This window comes from Bradyrhizobium sp., assembly GCF_004799445.1.
Lineage (GTDB): Bacteria > Pseudomonadota > Alphaproteobacteria > Rhizobiales > Xanthobacteraceae > Bradyrhizobium.
Window position 1 is genome coordinate 1 of the sequence record NZ_SSNA01000222.1, and the last position, 16,880, is coordinate 16,880.

Here is a 16,880-nt window from a genome sequence, read left to right on the forward strand (position 1 = left end):
GCGCCGTCGAACTAGCCGGGCACATTTGTTGTCGCCCAATTCTCGGCGGGCTGCACCACCAATATGTTCGGATTTGATTTACGACAGGCACAGGGATGCACGAGGCCGACGCTTTCATGGCTGCGCGCCGCCAATATAGCAGCCGAATGCGAGCGAGCCGGATTGATCGGAGCTCCGCGTCTTTTCTCCGGAGCGCTAGACTCCAAAGCACGATCGTTCTGGATTGAATCACAATCGCGCTCTCGATTTGCGCGCGACATTTTTGATCCAAATCAATTCCCAATCTCTTTAAATTGATAAAGTTAAAACATGTAGCCACAAAAAGAATTTCACCAAACGCGCCAATAGAAAACTGAAATTGGTCGGATAACGCTAAGCATTGGGAATACCATGCCGCGACACATCGTTCGACTTGTTCTCATCATGGTCGGTTTTGTATTGCTCGCGTATGGAGCGAAGAAATTTTTCACCGTCGATTCGTTTTACCAATACGGGCACTATCGAGGCGACTCGGTCGCGGAGATCGCTTCCGACAAACCGAAATACAAGGGCACAGCATATTGCGCGTCATGCCATGCGGAGCAGTTCGCGACATGGTCCAAGGGCGTCCACAACAGCGCGGACATTGGTAAGGTCGTCAAGTGTGAGGTCTGCCACGGTCCCGGTGGTGCGCGCGATGTTGGCGACGTGTTCCAGGCGTCGGCCACCGGCCCGGATCATCCGCAGAACATGAAGATGGTCGTTCCCGCCGATTCGAGAACGCTTTGCACTCTTTGTCATGAACGGTTGACAGGCAGGCCGGTAGAGCAGCGTCAGATCGTGGTGGCAGACCACGCTGGAACGCAGCAATGCACCGTCTGCCACAACCCTCATTCGCCACGGCTCAATCTGGTATCCACCGTAGCGTCACGTCCGGCCGACGCGGCGCTTGGCAAGGTCAAGGCCGCAGCTTGCGCGGGTTGTCATGGTGCCGAGGGGGTGAGCGTAAACCTTCCCGGGCCCACCTTGGCCGGACAGAACGAGGCCTATCTCGTTGAGGCGATCAAGGCCTACAGCACAGGTGCGCGCGACAATGCCACGATGACCGCGATGGTTCAGGGGGCGAGCGCTGACGATGTCGATAACATTGCATCCTATTTTGCCAGCCAAAAGTGCGAAAGCGCACTCAATCCCGAACGGCAGGCCGCTTCGGCGGATCGATCGACGGCGTCCAAGTGTGTCGCCTGCCACGGCGCCAATGGCGTCAGCACCAACCGCTCATGGCCGAACCTGATGGGCCAGTCCAGGGATTATCTGGTCAACACTCTCAAAGCCTACAAGGACGGTACGCGCAAGAACGGTCTCATGACCGGGGTGGCAAAGAACTTGAGCGACGCGGACGCCGAAAGCGCAGCCGCCTATTTCGTCGGCGCTGGTTGCAAGTGAGACACGCAGAACTATTCTTCGGCAAGGAGCGCTCAAATGGAAGGGGACAAAATGGCAGAAGACGTCCAATCCCAGAAACACGAACAGGAGCGCCGCGACTTTCTAAGTCGTTGTCTCGGAGGTGCAATTGCGTGTGGTGCCGCTGCGGTGACGGCAGGTTCCGCGATGTCTCAAGCGACGGCAGCGACCCCGGAAACATCGGGCGGCACAGTGCCGGCCATTCCCGGCTACGACTGGAGCAAGCATCATTGGGCGTTCGGCGTCGATGCCACGAAATGCATCGGTTGCCTGCGCTGCGTCGAGGCTTGCAAGAAGGAAAACAATGTCAACGCCGACGCGCATCACTTCCGCACCTGGGTCGAGCGCTACGTCTACCTGGAGGGTGAGGACAATCCGCATGTCGACAGCCAGCACGATCCAGTGAATATCGAGGCGTCCGGCTCGGAGGGCGAGTATCGTTTCGCGAATCGCTACGGCGACGAGAAAGTTGAAAAAGCCTTCTTCGTGCCCAAGCTATGCAACCACTGCACTCATCCAGCTTGCGTGCAGGTATGCCCAACCGGTGCGACTTACAAGACCGAAGACGGCGTCGTCGTCATCGATCACACATACTGTATTGGTTGCCAGTACTGCGTGCAGGCTTGCCCGTACGGCGCGCGCTTCTTTGACGAGCGCAGGCACGTCACGGACAAGTGCACGTGGTGTTACCACCGCATCACCAAGGGATTGCAGCCTGCCTGCGTCGAGGTATGTCCGACCGGGGCGCGCATCTTCGGGGATCGCGCCGACAAGCAAAGCACGATCAGTCAGTTCATCCAAAACAATCGAGTTTACGTGCTCAAGCCTGAAACCGGCAATGCGCCGAATGTTTTCTATGTGGGCACAGACAAGGACGTGACTTGATGGATACGCTCTTTAACGCGTCCTCGTTCACCGGATACGTCTATCCGAACGAGACGATCATCCCGTGGACGGTGCTTATCGTAGTCTATCCGTACCTAACCGGGCTCGTGGCCGGCGCCTTTACCGTTTCGAGCCTGTACCAGGTGTTCGGCTTTGAGCGTTTGAGGCCGGTGGCGCATTTTGCTCTGCTCGTCTCTCTATGCTGCATGGTTGTTGTTCCGCTACCCCTGCTGTTGCACCTGGGTCATCCGGAGCGCGCCTTCAATGCAATGATCACGCCTCATACAACTTCCGCCTTCGCCGTGTTTGCCTATGCGGCTGCATTTTACGTCATTCTGTTGCTGCTGGAGACCTGGTTTGTGTTTCGGCCACATATCGTGCACGAGGCACAGCAAAGAACCGGGCTGTTAGGGCTGTTTTATCGGGTGCTGTCGCTTGGATCCTACGATCTATCCGAGAAGGCGATGCGCTACGATCGGAAATGGATATTTGCACTAGCCATCATTGGCATCCCGGGTGCTCACGGCTTGCATGGCTATGTCGGGTTCGTATTTGGTTCGCTGAAGTCGCGCGAATGGTGGTCGTCCGATCTGATGCCCGCGATCTTTTTGTTTTCCGCTATTATCTCAGGTACCGCTTTGTTGGTCGTGCTCTATGTGATTTCCTGCAAGTTGCGCAGGGTCACGGTCGATTTGGCTTGCCTGAAAGGCATGGCTTATACGCTATGGGGCTTTATGATGTTCACCCTGCTCCTGGAGGGGGTGGAATTTGCCAGCCTGGTCTACCGCGCGCGGGAGGGCATCGACGTCATCATGGAGTTCGTCAAAGGCCCGCTGGTCGTTCCATTCTTCATATTGCAATTCGGCGTCGGGTCCGTGCTGCCGATCTGCGTGCTATCCTTCCTCATCTGGCGTGGCACCTCAGGAAACCGGCTGGTGACGGCTGTGTTTGCGAGCGCCTTCCTGGTCCTGCTTGCGGTGCTCATGATGCGCTGGAATGTGGTCATCGGCGGACAAGAGATCTCGAAGACGGGCAAGGGATTGCTCGCCTATTATCCTCCGATAATCGACCGGGAGGGCCTGTTGGCCGCCGGGATCGTGCTCATAACGCCATTCATATTGTTGCTGGGGATGGTTCGACTGTTCTGGCCTTGGGAAGAGCACACCACATCGGAATATGCCGTCGCGGGTTAGATGTATTCGAGCGTATTGTTTGGCGGCTGTGTGTACCGAAAACCTAAACCCTGAGGTAGTGGTGATGGAGTCCGCCGAGGATGGGGAACGTTCTTAGGCTTCCGGCCCGCTGAACCGGGCGAACAGCCGGCGCGTCTTTGTCCAATGACCGATGCGTTCTGAAGTCGTTATAATAGCGTGCGTAAGATCGCAGGATCCAGCGTAGATGCGCCTCACCAAAAACGACGATATGATCCAGGCACTCGCGGCGGATCGACCCGATCAGCCGTTCGGCCAAGCCATTCTGCCATGGTGAAGCCGGTGCGGCAGGCCTGTCCCGGATGCCCATGGAGCGCAATCGGCGTGTGACAGATCCGATCCCGATCGCGGATGAGGTAGCGCGGAGCCTCATCCCAAGGAATGCCTCCGTTATTTGACGAGCAACCCATTCGGCCGTCGGGTTTGCTGTGACGTTGATCCAGACGAGGTCTCTGCAGTCGATTCGGACAATGACGAAGGCATAGAGCAGGTAGAAGCCGATAGTTGGAACAACGAACAGGTCCATGGCAGCAATGTCCGGCGCGTGGTTAATGGTGATATTGGCGGGAACCACTAATCTTGCCGACAGATGCCATCCGGCTTGATCGACGAGAAGGACGGTATGAGATACCGGTGCGACGGCGTTGGCGATTTCGGCCAGATGCAGGTTCATCGCCTCGGTATTGCAGGCCGCGCTCATGGTGCGTTGAGCACGGCCTGGGCCGGCGTATCGGCGGAGGGTCTTGGATGGTCAGCAAGGTCGCGCTGGCGACGTTCTTGGATGGGGATGTGAAGGCCTTGCGGGCTTACCACACTATTACATTTAGTTCTGTCGTATAATCATAATACTCATGACGTTATGACAGGCATAAGGTGTGTCTCAAGGGAGGTGGCAATGGAAAACATTCTAAGCTACCGCGCGAGGGGCTTGCTGTGCCGTCAACAGGCGGTCTTACGTCCAGAAGCTAGTTGGAAATGGCTTAGCGAAGCCGAACGTTGGGAACATCTTGCTCACGTTGAAATCGCATCCCACTTTCGAGAGCGCAACTCCACAAGCCTAAGTGATCTAGCCAAGTCAGGCGCGCCATCAGACTCTAGTGACACGCGATGGGAGACGGACGCCGCCGCGTGAGTTCTTCTCATGCGAGTAGCTCGCGCACCGGGACATTCGATCACCTCGGATCGTCAGTCTCGAAGACCAAGGGCACAGCGATCCGCATATGTGATTTCCGGGCCTTTTACCTGACGATACAATTCGCGTTTTAGGAGAGCCATGTTTCTGCTCCTGTTCACGTTATCGAGGCTGAGTTTCCGTCTTAAAGAAAATCAAGTGCGATTGGCCAAGACCGACGCGGCTCGCCCCACGGAATTCACGCTTCCCGTAGTCAGCGGCGCAAATCCCAGTTCGAACAAAGCTAGAACAATAGAGCCAAGCCGCATTTCCAGTTGGTGCTTCCGCCGCCGTGGGCGCATATTTCCAAGGATGCCACGAGAACGCTACATCGCGAGAAGCATCCAACATTGGCACGTCGTCCGGATTGGGGCGGACGGTAAGGAGACCGTTGTGGAAATAACGGACTCAGAGGAAGCGGCGAAGGTCGAAGCCGCTAGGCTCGACCGCGATGCGGAACGTACCTATCGGGCCGGCGGGACTAGTCACAGCTAACCCCAAACGTGCTAGAGACGCCCGACTCGCACAAGACCATTGTGGATAATCGCCATGTCGCAGGTGACGTACTACGTCGCATTGCCATTCGTTTTTACTGACGACGGCCTATCGCCCGGAGTTGCGGTCGAATGCATCAGCGCTTCGGCGGCCATCGCTTCGATCTTCATCAAGCTCGTCCGGTCGGCCTATTTCAGCGAGGTATTGATCGAGGTGAACTTGGTGTTGAGCTTCGTGCCGAGCCCGTTCACGACGGCGATGATGGCGAGCGAAATGCCAGCGGCGATCAGGCCATAAGCGTCGTCCGAAGCTCGATGTCAGTGCGGATACGCCCCGGAAAATTTGTGTTGGCGATGCAAAACGACCTTTGCAACAGTATCTGCCAATAGCGGACTCATGCACCGCAACAGACAACATCCCTATTCGATAACCTCGTCGGCACGCTGCTGAAGTTGCAGTGGCACGTCGAGGCCGAGCGCCTTCGCGGTTTTCAGATTGATTGCGAGTTCGAACTTTGTCGGCGCCTGCACCGGAAGGTCATCTGGCTTCCCCCCCTTCAAAATCCGATCGACATACGAGGCCGAGCGCCGGAACATATCGGCTGTATCGGGTCCGTAGCTCAGAAGCGCGCCTTCCACGACATCCTGTCGCAAAGTAAAAATCGCCGGCAGTCGATGGCGCTCGGCAGACCTGATGATCACCTCGCGATTGACGACGGTGAAGGGATCTGGTCCGACGATCAGGCCGTCGCCTGGCCCTAGCTTTGCAATTTTCGCTTCTATCTCAGAAGTACCGCGAACGGGAGTTTCAGTGAGCTCAACCCCCAATCTCCCCGGAATGGCTTCAATTTGCCTGAGGTAAGTGGAAAAATACGGAGCCAGGTCCGGATCGAACATGAGGCTGGCCCGGGTTACGCCAGGCGCAATTTCCTTGAGCAGACCCAGGCATTTGCCGATCATCTCGAATTCAACAAAGCTAAAGCCAGTAATGTTGCCGCCCGGATGCGCCAGACTCTTGACGAGCCCCTGGCCCACTGGCTCGTTGACCGCCACGAACACAATTGGGATGGTGCTGGTTGCCAGCTTGAGCGCGGCAACAACTGGCGTGCTTTGGGCGACGATCACATCGGGCGCGGAGGCCACTAGCTCCTTAGCATGTGCGCGGACACGCTCGGGATCGCCGCCCGCGAACCGATAATCGATTCGGATGTTGCGTGCTTCCGTCCATCCGGTCGCTTCCAGCCCTTCGCGAAAAGCCGTGATACGGGTGCGTGCTTCGGGATCATTCTCGGCGAGGCCGAGCAAGAAGCCGATCCGCCTAACACGCTCTGTCTGCTCTGCGACGGCTTTAAGCGGCCAAGCAGCCGCGCCACTAATTAGGCCGATGAACTCGCGTCGCCGCATGTGTGCCCTCCGAAAGAACACGCCTCGTCTGCTGCTAAAGCCTAGCACTTTGCGATCCGTCGCGAGGGGAAAATAGCACACAACCGAGCTCAAAACCGGTCATGGCCGATGTCCGTGCCGGGTCAATCGCGTCAGTTTGGCCAGGTGCCGGCCACTTCCGCTTATCCGCAAAGAGCGGAAGCACAGTAGACATCGTGGGCGCTTCTCGTTTGGCCAGTCGCCCGGGATAAAGCGTACGCACGACCGGCCCTCGATTTTGCGCCCGCTCCCATCTGATGGGATTGTGCATATGATGGGAGAGATATGGTCGTCGTGACCTTGTCAGGTCATGCTGCACCAAATGGCGCAAACGTCTTGGATACAATGTTTGAGATGCCTCTATCTTCGAGGCGTAAGCTCGCGGGCGGGCGGGAAGGTCGCTGGCATTTCGTTGTTCAACGTGGCCAGCCGATGATCGATGGCCGCCACGACCCGGCCTGAAAAAGGCCCAAGATGCGCGTAAGCTGCGATCATGGCCACCGCGATCCGTGCGGAGGACGAATCCTTCTTTGCGCAATTCAGGAAGGTCTGCCAAAACGCGTCATGCGCCTCTGGAATCGCCGTGACGACACGGTGCACGGTCTCCAATGCGCGTACGTTGTTTCGCATATCGCCGGCGGGCAGATCGCGGCGTTGCCTCGAGCGGTCGAGCATCGCCACCAGCCGGTCCAGGCGTTTCGCATAAGCGGCAGGGCGGTAGATGCTCTCCAGAATTAGCTTGTAGTCTATGAGGATGTCACGCAGCGGCCGTAGCGGATCGAAATTTATGCCATCCGTGCATTGATCACCGCCGATCGTCGGCCCGTGGTCATGATTTGGATGCAGCCGACCTTCGTCGGCAAGCCGGCGTGTGAGCTGGGTATTGGGCAGGGCGTAAAGCAGGCCTACCATGCAGACCGGGATCGCGGATTCTTCGATGAATTCGATCATGGCATCCGCGATGGACACTTTCTCGCTGTCGAAACCCACGATGAAGCCTGCCGTGACGAACATTCCGGCGCCGTAAATTTTATGAATGCTCTCGGCAATATTCCGGCGAGTGTTCTGCTTCTTCTTCATCGCGACCAAGGTGGCGGGATCTGGACTTTCAATTCCAACGAAGACGGCGAAGAAGTTGGCCTCGGCCATCATTTCCATGAGTGCCGCATCATCGGCCAGATTGACCGAAGCCTCGGTAGAGAACTCAAACGGATAGTCGCGCGCCCGCTGCCACGCCGCGAGCTCCGGAATGAAACTCTTGAGCGCCTTCTTGTTACCGATAAAATTATCGTCGACGAAGTCGAGATGGCCGCGATAACCCAAATTGTAGAGGGCGTCGAGCTCGGCGAGCATCTGCGGCGTCGTCTTGGTGCGCGGCACCCGTCCGTAAAGCTCAATGATGTCGCAGAATTCGCAAGTGAACGGGCAGCCGCGCGAATATTGCACACCGACATATAGGTAGTAGCTAAAGTTAAGGAGATCGAAGCGGGGCACCGGCGTTTTGGTTACATCGGCCTGGAATTTGGGCGCGGTGAACACGCCGGATCGCGCGCCGCTCTCCCAGGAGGCAACGAATTCGCCAATGATCCCTTCCGCTTCGCCGAGCACTTGGAAGTCGGCTGCGCCGTATATATGGGGGCTCGAAGTGGCATCGGGGCCGCCGACGGCGACCAGCTTCCCGTGCGAGTGGCAGAGGTTGATCAATCGCAGCGTGTCGGCCTGCTGCGGCAACATTCCGCCGGTAAAAATCAGATCGGCCCAGGCAATATCGTCGCTCGTAGCCGTCTCAGTATTGCAGTCGATGAGGCGCGTCGTCCAGCTGGCAGGCAACATCGCAGCGACGGTGATCAGGCCCAGGGGGGCCGCCGGACGGCGAACTCCCATAAGATTGCACGATTCGGCAAAGCTCCAGAACGAGTCCGCGACGAAAAGCGGATAGAGCATGAGTACGTTGCAGCGGCGCGGCGTGTTCATGGCTCTTCCCAGACGCGGTTTCCGGTCTACCTTGGCACATCGCGGTTTATCTTGCAGCTCTGGCGTACCAGTCAGACCGAACAACTCATCGCACTGGTGGCCAGTCGGCTGCCATTTAAATGCCAGTTCGACGAAAACCTCTTGCGACGCACGGCCGCACCATGCATGTGGGTCATGAACTGACCTCAAGCAATGCCCGCGCCGATCGACCTCAATGTCGCCTTTGGGTCAATCTCGACCAAGTTGGGCTATCCGCGCCACGTCCGGTTTCCCCCCGATAGCGACCGAACTGCGGACATCGCTGGAGGTCCGGTTCGTGCCAAACCCAGACATGGCGGACCTAGATCGCGGCAAGAAAAAGCCGCCCGAAAGGCGGTTCTCAATTCCAACCCAATGCTCGCAGATCAGGCCACCATCAATGGCGGCTTTGACTTCCGACGATACGTCATCAAGCCGATACTCGCGAAGCCGAGCAGCAGCATTTCCCATGTGGATGGCTCGGGGACGGCGCAGACTGCGTACCCCCGGAGACGACGGAGCACTGATTACTAGGAGCATCATAATTCTGCTCATAGCCGGTCAGGTAGTCGGGTCCGGGCGAAGTGAGTGGATTGTAAAATTGAAACCTAAGGTGCGGATCAGCAAAAGGGCAGCGTAGAGGGAAATAGATGGTTAATTGCAGCAATAACATCGACGGCAGCTTCAGAAAGGAAGAAGGCCTTCACCCATAGGTAACCCAAATAGAGAAACTTCAAAGGATTAAATCATATCTAAGGGGCACACGTCCAAGATGTTTGCCGTGCGCCATCCTGCGTCGATCAGGCTGCGCCTGCCAAGCTCAGGACACCATGCCGCTCGCGACGACGCCCACATCCCCAGATCTCGACTTCAAAGAGCGCCTCGGCGCGGAGCTGGAGCGTCGAACTGCGGTCACGCCGGCTATGGTTCACTCGATCGACGGGGATGGCCGTCTAATTTCAGTCAGCGACGCTTGGCTGTCCAAGCTGGGCTATACCCGCGAGGAAGTTCTGGGGCGTTTGTCCTCGGATTTCCTGACCCCCGAGTCGCGGGACTACGCGGTTCGCGACGTGCTGCCGGAATTCTTCAGGATCGGCCGTTGCGAGAACGTGCAGTATCAGATGGTGCGCAAGGACGGGAGCGTCATCGACGTTCTGCTGTCAGGCGTTCTCGACAGCGATCCCTTCGGAGGGGGCTGCGCCTCGCTCGCTGTCATCACCGACGTGACAGCGCTGACGCACATGAAGCGTCAACTGGCCGAGAGCGAAGCGAAGTATCGAGGTCTGGTTGAAGATCAATCCGAGCTGGTGTCGCTCGCTACGCCCGAAGGCGAACTAAAATATGTGAACCAGGCCTACGCTGCCTTCTACCGCAAACTGCCCGAGGAAATGATCGGACGGAACCTGTTCGAGTTCGTGCCCAGGGAAAGTCACGCCGCGCTGGCTGAACATTTCCGGACCGTTTGCGCCACAAAGCACAGTGTAGAAGTCGAGAATCAGGTCACCTTACCGACCGGCGAGCGGAGATGGCTGGCCTGGACCAACCGGGCGCTGACCGACGGCGATGGCCGCGTCACCGCGATACATTTGGTCGGCCGCGATATCGAGGAGCGTGTGCTGGCAAAGCAGCGCCTTCAGGAGAGCGAAGCGCGGTACCGGATGCTTGCCGACAACAACAGCGATATGGTGTTCCAGCTCGATCATGAGCTGGTACGCCGGTACGTCTCCCCGGCTTGCCGCGAACTGTTGGGCTACGAGCCAGAAGAGATGATTGGCGTGAAACCGCTCAGCATGGCGCATCCAGACGACGCGCCACGACTCGCGCTGGTGTTCCAGACCCTCATGAACGGAAGCGCGGAACGGCAGTCGATCGTCAACCGTATCCGTCACCGCGAAGGAAAATGGATCTGGGTTGAGGCGAAGTTCCGTGCGCTGAAGGATCCCGAAACCGGCGCGGTTACCGGCATCATCGGCGCACTTCGCGACATTTCAGATATTCTCAAGAGCAAAGCGTTGCTGCATTCGACCTTGACGGCGCTGAGCGAAGGCGTAGTCGTCCAAGATGCGAACGGTCGCATCATCTCCTTCAATCCGGCCGCCGAGCGGATACTTGGCGTAAGCCACGGTGCGTTATTGGGCGCCTGTTTAGAAGATCTTTGCTGCCAAGCGATCCGCGAGGACGGGCGAGACTTTCCCAGCTACCAACATCCCTCGGCCGTGGCACTCGCAACCGGCGAACCACAGAATCAAGCTGTCATGGGATTGCGGCGTAGCGACGGCGCCGTCACATGGATATCCGGCAATTCAGCACCCATCTTTGTCGAGGGAAGCAGCGAACTAAACTCGGTCGTCACGTCATTTTCCGACATCACAGCGCGAAAGCTGGCGCAGGAAGTGCTGACTGAGGCTGTCGGTGCGATACCGGATGGATTTGTCATTTATGACAACAACGATCGCCTGGTTACCTGCAACGAGGCCTACAAGGAAATCTACCCCGCTACGGCTCCCGCTATCAAAGAGGGCGTTAGCTTTCCCGAGTTGCTACAATACGGGCTTGATCGGGGCCAGTATCCCGAGGCTGGCCAAACAAAGCAGCAGCAATCGAAATGGCTAACCGACCGGATCGAGCGACACCTCTCATCCAACGCAAATCTCGTCCAGCAATTGCCCGACGGTCGTTGGTTGCAGATTCGAGAGCGACGGACACCAAGCGGTTACATCGTTGGATTTCGGACCGACGTGACCGAATTCAAGCGCGAAACCGCGAAGTTGCAAGCGGCAATCGACAACTTTCCGGGCGGCATCTCGTTCTTTGATGCGGACTACAACATTGTAGCCTGGAATCCCACGTTCGTTAAATTGCTCGGCCTTCCGGAGGAGCTACTTCAAAATGGCCCCCCCTCGCTTGAAAGGATATTCCGCACGAACGCTGCGCGCGGCGAATATGGTCCTGGCGACCCGGACGAACAGGTGCGGGCGCGAATGGAGCTTGCTCGAAAAGGCGAGGCTCATTCATTTGAGCGGACACGCCCTGATGGCACGGTACTCGAGGTTCGCGGCACGCCGATCAAAGGTGGCGGTTTCGTCACAACCTATACGGACGTGACCAAACGGCACGCGGACGCGAGGCAGCTTTCCGAAAGCGAGCATCGGGCACAAGAGAAGTCGGCGACACTTCAGCTTACGCTCGCGCATATGAGCCACGGCCTTTCGATGTTTGATGCCAGCGGGCATCTAATCGTCTGGAATGACCGGTATGTCGAAATATACGGAATGTCGCCTGAGCTTATTCGGCAGGGAGTAAGTATCCACTCGATCATTGAGCATCGGAGGCAGGCGGGAAATCTGGACATCGACGCTGATGTATACGTCAGCGAATTGCGGCAGAAATTGATCGATGAAGGCAAGAGTGCATCGACCGCTCGGCTCAAGGATGGGCGGACGATCTCCGTTGTCAACACCTCAACTGCGGACGGTGGCTGGGTGGAAATTCATGACGACATAACTGAACGGGTACGTAACGAGGAGGATCTTTTTGCTCAGGCCACCGAATTGGCGCGCATCAACATGAGGTTCGACGCGGCCTTGAGTAATATGACGCAGGGGCTGAGCCTGTTCGATGCCGATAAGAGGCTCGTGATCGCCAATGGTCGTTTCCGCGAGCTGTACGGCCTGCCGGAAGAACTGGTGACGCCAGGGACACCGTTACCTCTAATTTTGCAGCACCACACCGACCGCGGTGCAAAAAGAGAACTGACCTTAGACGAACAAGTCCGTGCGATTTCAACGTTACAGAATCAGATTATTTTGTCGGCCGACGGCCGCGAAATCTCGATCAAACGAACCCCGACCGCTGACGGTGGGTGGGTGTCAACCCATGAAGATGTTACAGCGCGAAGAGCTCAGGAGAAACTGGTTGCGGAGAAGGCGGCCGAACTAGAACTTATGAATATGCAGTTCAACGCTGCCCTCAGCAGTATGGCTCAGGGACTCTGCATGTTCGACAGCCAAAAACGGCTTGTGGTCTGTAATGCTCGTTATGTGGAACTTTATCAGGTACCGCCGGACCTTTTGAAGGTCGGAACACCCTATGAGGTCATCATCACCGATCGCCTCGCTCGCGGCGTGGTAAAGGGAGACACCAGCGAACCCGCGGTCAGAAAAAGGGCCGCCGAGTTGACGCATATGCCGACCAATTCCCGCAGGGTCGATGAACTGGCGGATGGACGATTCGTGCTGCTTGCTCGGCAGCCTATGGAAGGCGGCGGCTGGCTCGCTGTCGCCGAAGATATCACCGAGCGGCGACGCGCGGAGGCGGAGATCGTTCACCTGGCGCGGCATGATGTGCTGACAGGGCTTGCCAATCGCGCGGAGTTCAATGCAAGACTCGATGAAGCGAGCAAGCGCCTCAAGAGGAACGGTGGCGCCGTCACCGTAATGATGCTGGACCTCGATAAGTTCAAGGCTGTTAACGACACCCTTGGGCATCCCGCCGGCGACAAGTTGTTGGTCGAGGTCGCCCGGCGCCTAAAATCTTCGGTTCGAGAGATGGATGTGCTGGCGAGACTAGGGGGCGACGAGTTCGCGATCATCCAGGAGGGTGGACCCAACCAGCACGAGGGCGCAATCGCGCTCGCGCTCAGGATCATTAGTGCCATTACCCAGCCGTTTGATCTGGATGGCCATCAGGCCAGCGTCGGAACCAGCATCGGAATCGCACTGGCGCCGGAGCATGGCGTCGAACCCGAAGAGCTCCTGAAGAGCGCCGACCTCGCGCTCTACAACGTCAAGTCCAGCGGACGGAATGATTTCCGGGTATTTGAGCCCGAGATGCTCGAGGTTGCTCATACACATCAATCGGCAGAAAGCGAACTGCGGGAAGGCATCGCGCGAGAAGAATTTGAGTTGCACTACCAACCGATCGCGGACGCCAAGACGCGACAGCTCTGCGGCGTCGAGGCCCTGGTTCGCTGGCGACACCCGACCAAAGGTCTCATTGGGCCGGACAAGTTTATCCCGCTCGCAGAATCAACGGGCCTGATCGTCCCACTCGGGGATTGGGTGCTGCATCAGGCCTGCAAGGATGCGGTCTCATGGCCTGCGCATATCAAAGTCGCGATCAACATCTCGGCGCTTCAGTTCAAGAAAGGGAACCTGTTCGACGTTATATTGTGCACGTTGGTGGAGACCGGACTTGCGGCCGAACGGCTGGAGCTGGAGATCACCGAAACTGCCCTTCTTGAGAACCAGGACGCGCATTTGGCAACCATCCGGCGGCTGAAGAATCTCGGAATCTCTATCGCGCTCGATGATTTCGGCACGGGATATTCTTCAATGAACTACCTCACCATTTATCCATTCGACAAAATCAAGATCGACAAATCGTTCACACAAGGCGTTCTCGATCGACGTGATTGCAAGGCGGTGGTCGCCTCGACGCTCGCGCTGGCCAAAGGTCTTGGGACGGTGACGACGGCCGAGGGGATCGAAACCGAAGAACAGCTCGAATACATGCGAGAGGCTGGGGTAGATTTGGTGCAGGGTTATCTGCTTGGTCGGCCAGTTCCCGTCTCGCAGCTCGATATCCACGATGCAAGCCAGGCCAAGGAAATGGTGGCTTAGCTGTAAGACGACACCTCGAGTAATTTTCTAACACAGCATTGGGCAATGGGCATGGACCTGCAAATCAATCTGATTGACCAACTTGAGGGAGTATTGGCCAGCAAGGATGTCTCGCGGCGCGCAGAAATATTGCGGCGAGTAACCGACGTTTTTGTCGTCGGGTCGGGTAAATTCTCCGAAGATCAGGTCGAGCTGTTCGACGATGTCATGGGGAAACGTCTCGAGAATGTGGAGCGTGCCGCTCGTGCGCAGTTTGGAAACCGGCTCGCGAAGCTTTCCGACGCGCCGCCCAAAACCATTCGCGACCTTGCATTCGATGATGCGATCGAAGTTGCCGGACCGATCCTCCAGCACAGTGAACGGCTCGACGACCATGCGCTGATCGAGATAGCTAAAGCCAAAGGTCAGGGCCATCTACTAGCAATTTCCGGCCGCAAAGTCTTGGTCGAAGCCGTGACGGATAGTCCTTACCCCATGGGGGACTTTCACCTCCTATTCTTTGCCAGCTTCCTGGCGCACTCCGAATCGGGTCAATCGCGTCACTTTGACCGTGCGCCGGTTACTTCCGTTCTACCCCGATAAGCAGACGTTCTCAGTGTCCGTCGGCATGTCTCAAACGTGCCAGAAAGCGACATTTCGTGTCATCGCGTTGATCCAAATCAACGCCCAGCGGAAGCTGTCAGATCACTATTAAACTCTCAATGTGAGCGGCGGGGCCGCGTTGTGCTGGAAATACATTTGAGTGCCCGCTGTGCGACTAGGTACACGAAATACTTGTCACGCTTGTAGACCCAATGATTTCCGTCGAAACGAGCGGCTGGCTCCAAGGTGAATTGCCCGCGCCGACTTAGCGGCCCGTTAACAGCGGAGAGGTGCCCAATGAATTGCGCCTATGAAGGTTTTGAGATTGAATCTTTCGAGGTTGGTAGAGGGCTATGGCACGCAAGGTTTAGGCGCGCGGATCACGAGCCGGTCATAATTGATGGCGTGTTACTACCCGCGCTCAATGTTGGCTTCGCTTGGTCTGATCCGGATACTGCGGTGGCAGACGCAAAAGTTCAGATTGATCATCTGAGTAAGAAGATCGTCGGCATGGCCACCTAATACTTGGCGGGACGGCGCTCGATGACAGACAGTGCCGAGGCCGCTTGTGTCGGAATTGGGTGGACCATGAAGAGGTGAGCCCGACCGAGCTTGTCGAGCCGCCATCGAGCGGATCGAAAAGCACAGAATGCGGACCAACTATTTCCGAAACTCAGGCTATGCCCAATCCTAAAAGCATCATGCTCTAGTCTTCGTCCGGCTCGCGCACGACCGGCGGTTCGTCGGCGCGGTCCTCTTCGTCCTCGTCGTCCTCGTCCTCTTCGTCTTCATCAGGATGATCTCGGGGCGGCATCGTGTTGCCCGTGATCACGAAGGGACTCCAGTCGATCAACCTGGTGGAAAAATCCTCGGGGATGCGTGGGGTCATGTTGTTGCTCCTCCCAGGCAAGGCATCATCGAAGCAGTCGCGCCGTGTTAGCGGCGGCCTCAGCCAGCATTGCATTCAACTGTGACTTGGTGAGTTCCTTAAGCTGCCTCACTACTGGCTTGCGCGTAGACACAACCTTATGAACCGGGTGAGCACAGGCCGCCAACAGCGCTGACTTTCGCTTCGGTACCGACACGATCTTGGGTTTGGCGGTGGGCGGCTTGTGGCCGCGCTTCAAACCCATACGCAGCAACTTGGCGCACACCGCGTTGCGGCTGTGCCCTAGTCGAGTGGCGATCTGCGCGGCGCTGTGGCCGCTGGCCCAGAGGTTTTTGAGGAGTGCAACGCTGGCGGCATCCCACATGCGCATTGCAATACACCCAAAGGTCGGATGATTGCAATCAGCTCCGCTGTCCCGTGCTTCACCAAGCCAAGCGCGGAGGTACGCTCAGGCAGCGGCACCGAGCTTGTCGAATGCAGAGCTTTTCAGACCGTTGAGGTCGCGCACGCCCAGCGCCGCCTGCTCAAGAATATGCTCCGCTACTTCAAGCGGCGTGACAGACTTGCGGACCAAGAAGCGTCGATCCGCAACAACTTCGTTCAACGCCTGCCGCATAACGGCGACCGTCGATGTATCAAATTGCTGTTTCAAATTATTCATCCTTCGCAGCCCAAATAATCGTTGGGCGCGTCTTAGAGTTCTTTTGTAAAGGCATGATGAATTGAGCAACATAAAGTTGGCAGGCGCATAAAAACGGCCCCGGCGCGAGCGGCGTGCCGAGGCCGCTTGTGTCGGAACTCCCGGCTGGGGGGCACCTCGGGGGAAGGTTGGCCAGCCGAAGGTTCTTGCACTCAGATATGAGTTAGGCCGCCTTCACTCTCTTGGCCTGTTGCAGGCGCTTATTCTCAGCCTGCGTATTGCGCACGGCTTCTGCCAGCATCTCGTACAGCTCAGCCTTGGTCTTCTTCGGTTCGCGCTTGGGTGGTTGCCATTGTGTCATGTAGAGTATGTGGGGATGCTGGAGGGGGAATTAAACCCCCGCTGGTACTTCCCGCCGGATGTCCGCTTGTGCGCATTGAGTCGCGATCAGCGGCGACCGATGGCCGGATGATGTCCGGCCGTGCGACATCGAGACCCGATTCACTTGCCGGACGGGCGCTGATCTCCGT

14 protein-coding genes and 2 pseudogenes are annotated in these 16,880 nt (G+C 57.3%); 6 read left to right on the forward strand and 10 right to left on the reverse strand.

Annotation, left to right across the window (positions count from 1 at the left end):
- The first annotated feature begins 390 nt into the window (after positions 1–390).
- From E8A46_RS28985 to nrfD, 3 genes are read left to right on the forward strand one after another with little or no spacing between them, the layout of a single operon-like run.
- On the forward strand, positions 391–1,425 hold the full coding sequence (locus tag E8A46_RS28985) for a cytochrome c3 family protein (protein WP_291568482.1): 1,035 nt from the start codon (positions 391–393) through the stop codon (positions 1,423–1,425).
- Between the two features lie 51 nt (positions 1,426–1,476).
- The gene (locus tag E8A46_RS28990) at positions 1,477–2,328 is read left to right on the forward strand and encodes a 4Fe-4S dicluster domain-containing protein (protein WP_291568484.1); all 852 of its coding nucleotides are present in this window, start codon (positions 1,477–1,479) and stop codon (positions 2,326–2,328) included.
- The gene (gene nrfD / locus E8A46_RS28995) at positions 2,328–3,521 is read left to right on the forward strand and encodes an NrfD/PsrC family molybdoenzyme membrane anchor subunit (RefSeq protein ID WP_291568486.1); all 1,194 of its coding nucleotides are present in this window, start codon (positions 2,328–2,330) and stop codon (positions 3,519–3,521) included. The genes E8A46_RS28990 and nrfD overlap by 1 nt, the downstream gene beginning before the upstream one ends.
- Before the next feature lie 43 nt (positions 3,522–3,564).
- Here nrfD and E8A46_RS30535 read toward each other — a convergent pair whose 3' ends face one another.
- The 6 genes and pseudogenes from E8A46_RS30535 to E8A46_RS30545 form a co-directional block, all read right to left on the reverse strand.
- Positions 3,565–4,065: an integrase core domain-containing protein gene (locus E8A46_RS30535; RefSeq protein ID WP_363252805.1), complete on the reverse strand. Its 501-nt coding sequence runs from the start codon at positions 4,063–4,065 to the stop codon at positions 3,565–3,567.
- Positions 4,066–4,089: 24 nt separating this feature from the next.
- Positions 4,090–4,227 (reverse strand): annotated as a pseudogene (locus E8A46_RS29005) (IS630 family transposase); the annotation flags it as partial.
- Between the two features lie 1,166 nt (positions 4,228–5,393).
- Positions 5,394–5,501, reverse strand: a pseudogene (locus E8A46_RS30540) (Flp family type IVb pilin); the annotation flags it as partial.
- A gap of 123 nt (positions 5,502–5,624) precedes the next feature.
- Complete coding sequence (locus tag E8A46_RS29015; RefSeq protein ID WP_291568489.1) at positions 5,625–6,608, reverse strand: ABC transporter substrate-binding protein; 984 nt, start codon at positions 6,606–6,608, stop codon at positions 5,625–5,627.
- A gap of 378 nt (positions 6,609–6,986) precedes the next feature.
- On the reverse strand, positions 6,987–8,600 hold the full coding sequence (locus E8A46_RS29020; RefSeq protein WP_291568491.1) for a B12-binding domain-containing radical SAM protein: 1,614 nt from the start codon (positions 8,598–8,600) through the stop codon (positions 6,987–6,989).
- Between the two features lie 404 nt (positions 8,601–9,004).
- The gene (locus E8A46_RS30545) at positions 9,005–9,142 is read right to left on the reverse strand and encodes a PEPxxWA-CTERM sorting domain-containing protein (protein WP_363252801.1); all 138 of its coding nucleotides are present in this window, start codon (positions 9,140–9,142) and stop codon (positions 9,005–9,007) included.
- A 306-nt stretch (positions 9,143–9,448) separates the two neighbouring features.
- On the opposite strand from E8A46_RS30545, the gene E8A46_RS29025 reads away from it, so the two are divergent.
- The 3 genes from E8A46_RS29025 (at position 9,449) to E8A46_RS29035 (ending at position 15,343) form a co-directional block, all read left to right on the forward strand.
- Positions 9,449–14,239 carry a PAS-domain containing protein gene (locus E8A46_RS29025; RefSeq protein ID WP_291568494.1) on the forward strand — a complete coding sequence of 1,597 codons (4,791 nt, stop codon included), beginning with the start codon at positions 9,449–9,451 and terminating at the stop codon, positions 14,237–14,239.
- A 51-nt stretch (positions 14,240–14,290) separates the two neighbouring features.
- A complete protein-coding gene (locus tag E8A46_RS29030; RefSeq protein ID WP_291568496.1) occupies positions 14,291–14,821 on the forward strand; it encodes a DUF2336 domain-containing protein in 531 nt (176 codons plus the stop codon).
- Between the two features lie 297 nt (positions 14,822–15,118).
- Positions 15,119–15,343, forward strand: coding sequence for a hypothetical protein (locus tag E8A46_RS29035; protein ID WP_291568498.1), 225 nt, complete (start codon positions 15,119–15,121; stop codon positions 15,341–15,343).
- A 184-nt stretch (positions 15,344–15,527) separates the two neighbouring features.
- Here the strand turns inward: E8A46_RS29035 and E8A46_RS29040 are convergent, their stop codons facing one another.
- The 4 genes from E8A46_RS29040 to E8A46_RS29055 form a co-directional block, all read right to left on the reverse strand.
- Positions 15,528–15,710, reverse strand: coding sequence for a hypothetical protein (locus E8A46_RS29040; protein ID WP_291568500.1), 183 nt, complete (start codon positions 15,708–15,710; stop codon positions 15,528–15,530).
- Between the two features lie 25 nt (positions 15,711–15,735).
- Positions 15,736–16,080 (reverse strand): GcrA family cell cycle regulator, encoded by a 345-nt coding sequence (locus E8A46_RS29045; RefSeq protein ID WP_291568502.1) that lies wholly within the window; start codon positions 16,078–16,080, stop codon positions 15,736–15,738.
- A 78-nt stretch (positions 16,081–16,158) separates the two neighbouring features.
- Positions 16,159–16,371 carry a hypothetical protein gene (locus E8A46_RS29050; protein WP_291568506.1) on the reverse strand — a complete coding sequence of 71 codons (213 nt, stop codon included), beginning with the start codon at positions 16,369–16,371 and terminating at the stop codon, positions 16,159–16,161.
- 202 nt (positions 16,372–16,573) lie between these two features.
- Entirely contained in the window at positions 16,574–16,711 is a 138-nt protein-coding gene (locus E8A46_RS29055) for a hypothetical protein (protein ID WP_291568508.1), read from the reverse strand.
- Positions 16,712–16,880 lie beyond the last annotated feature (169 nt).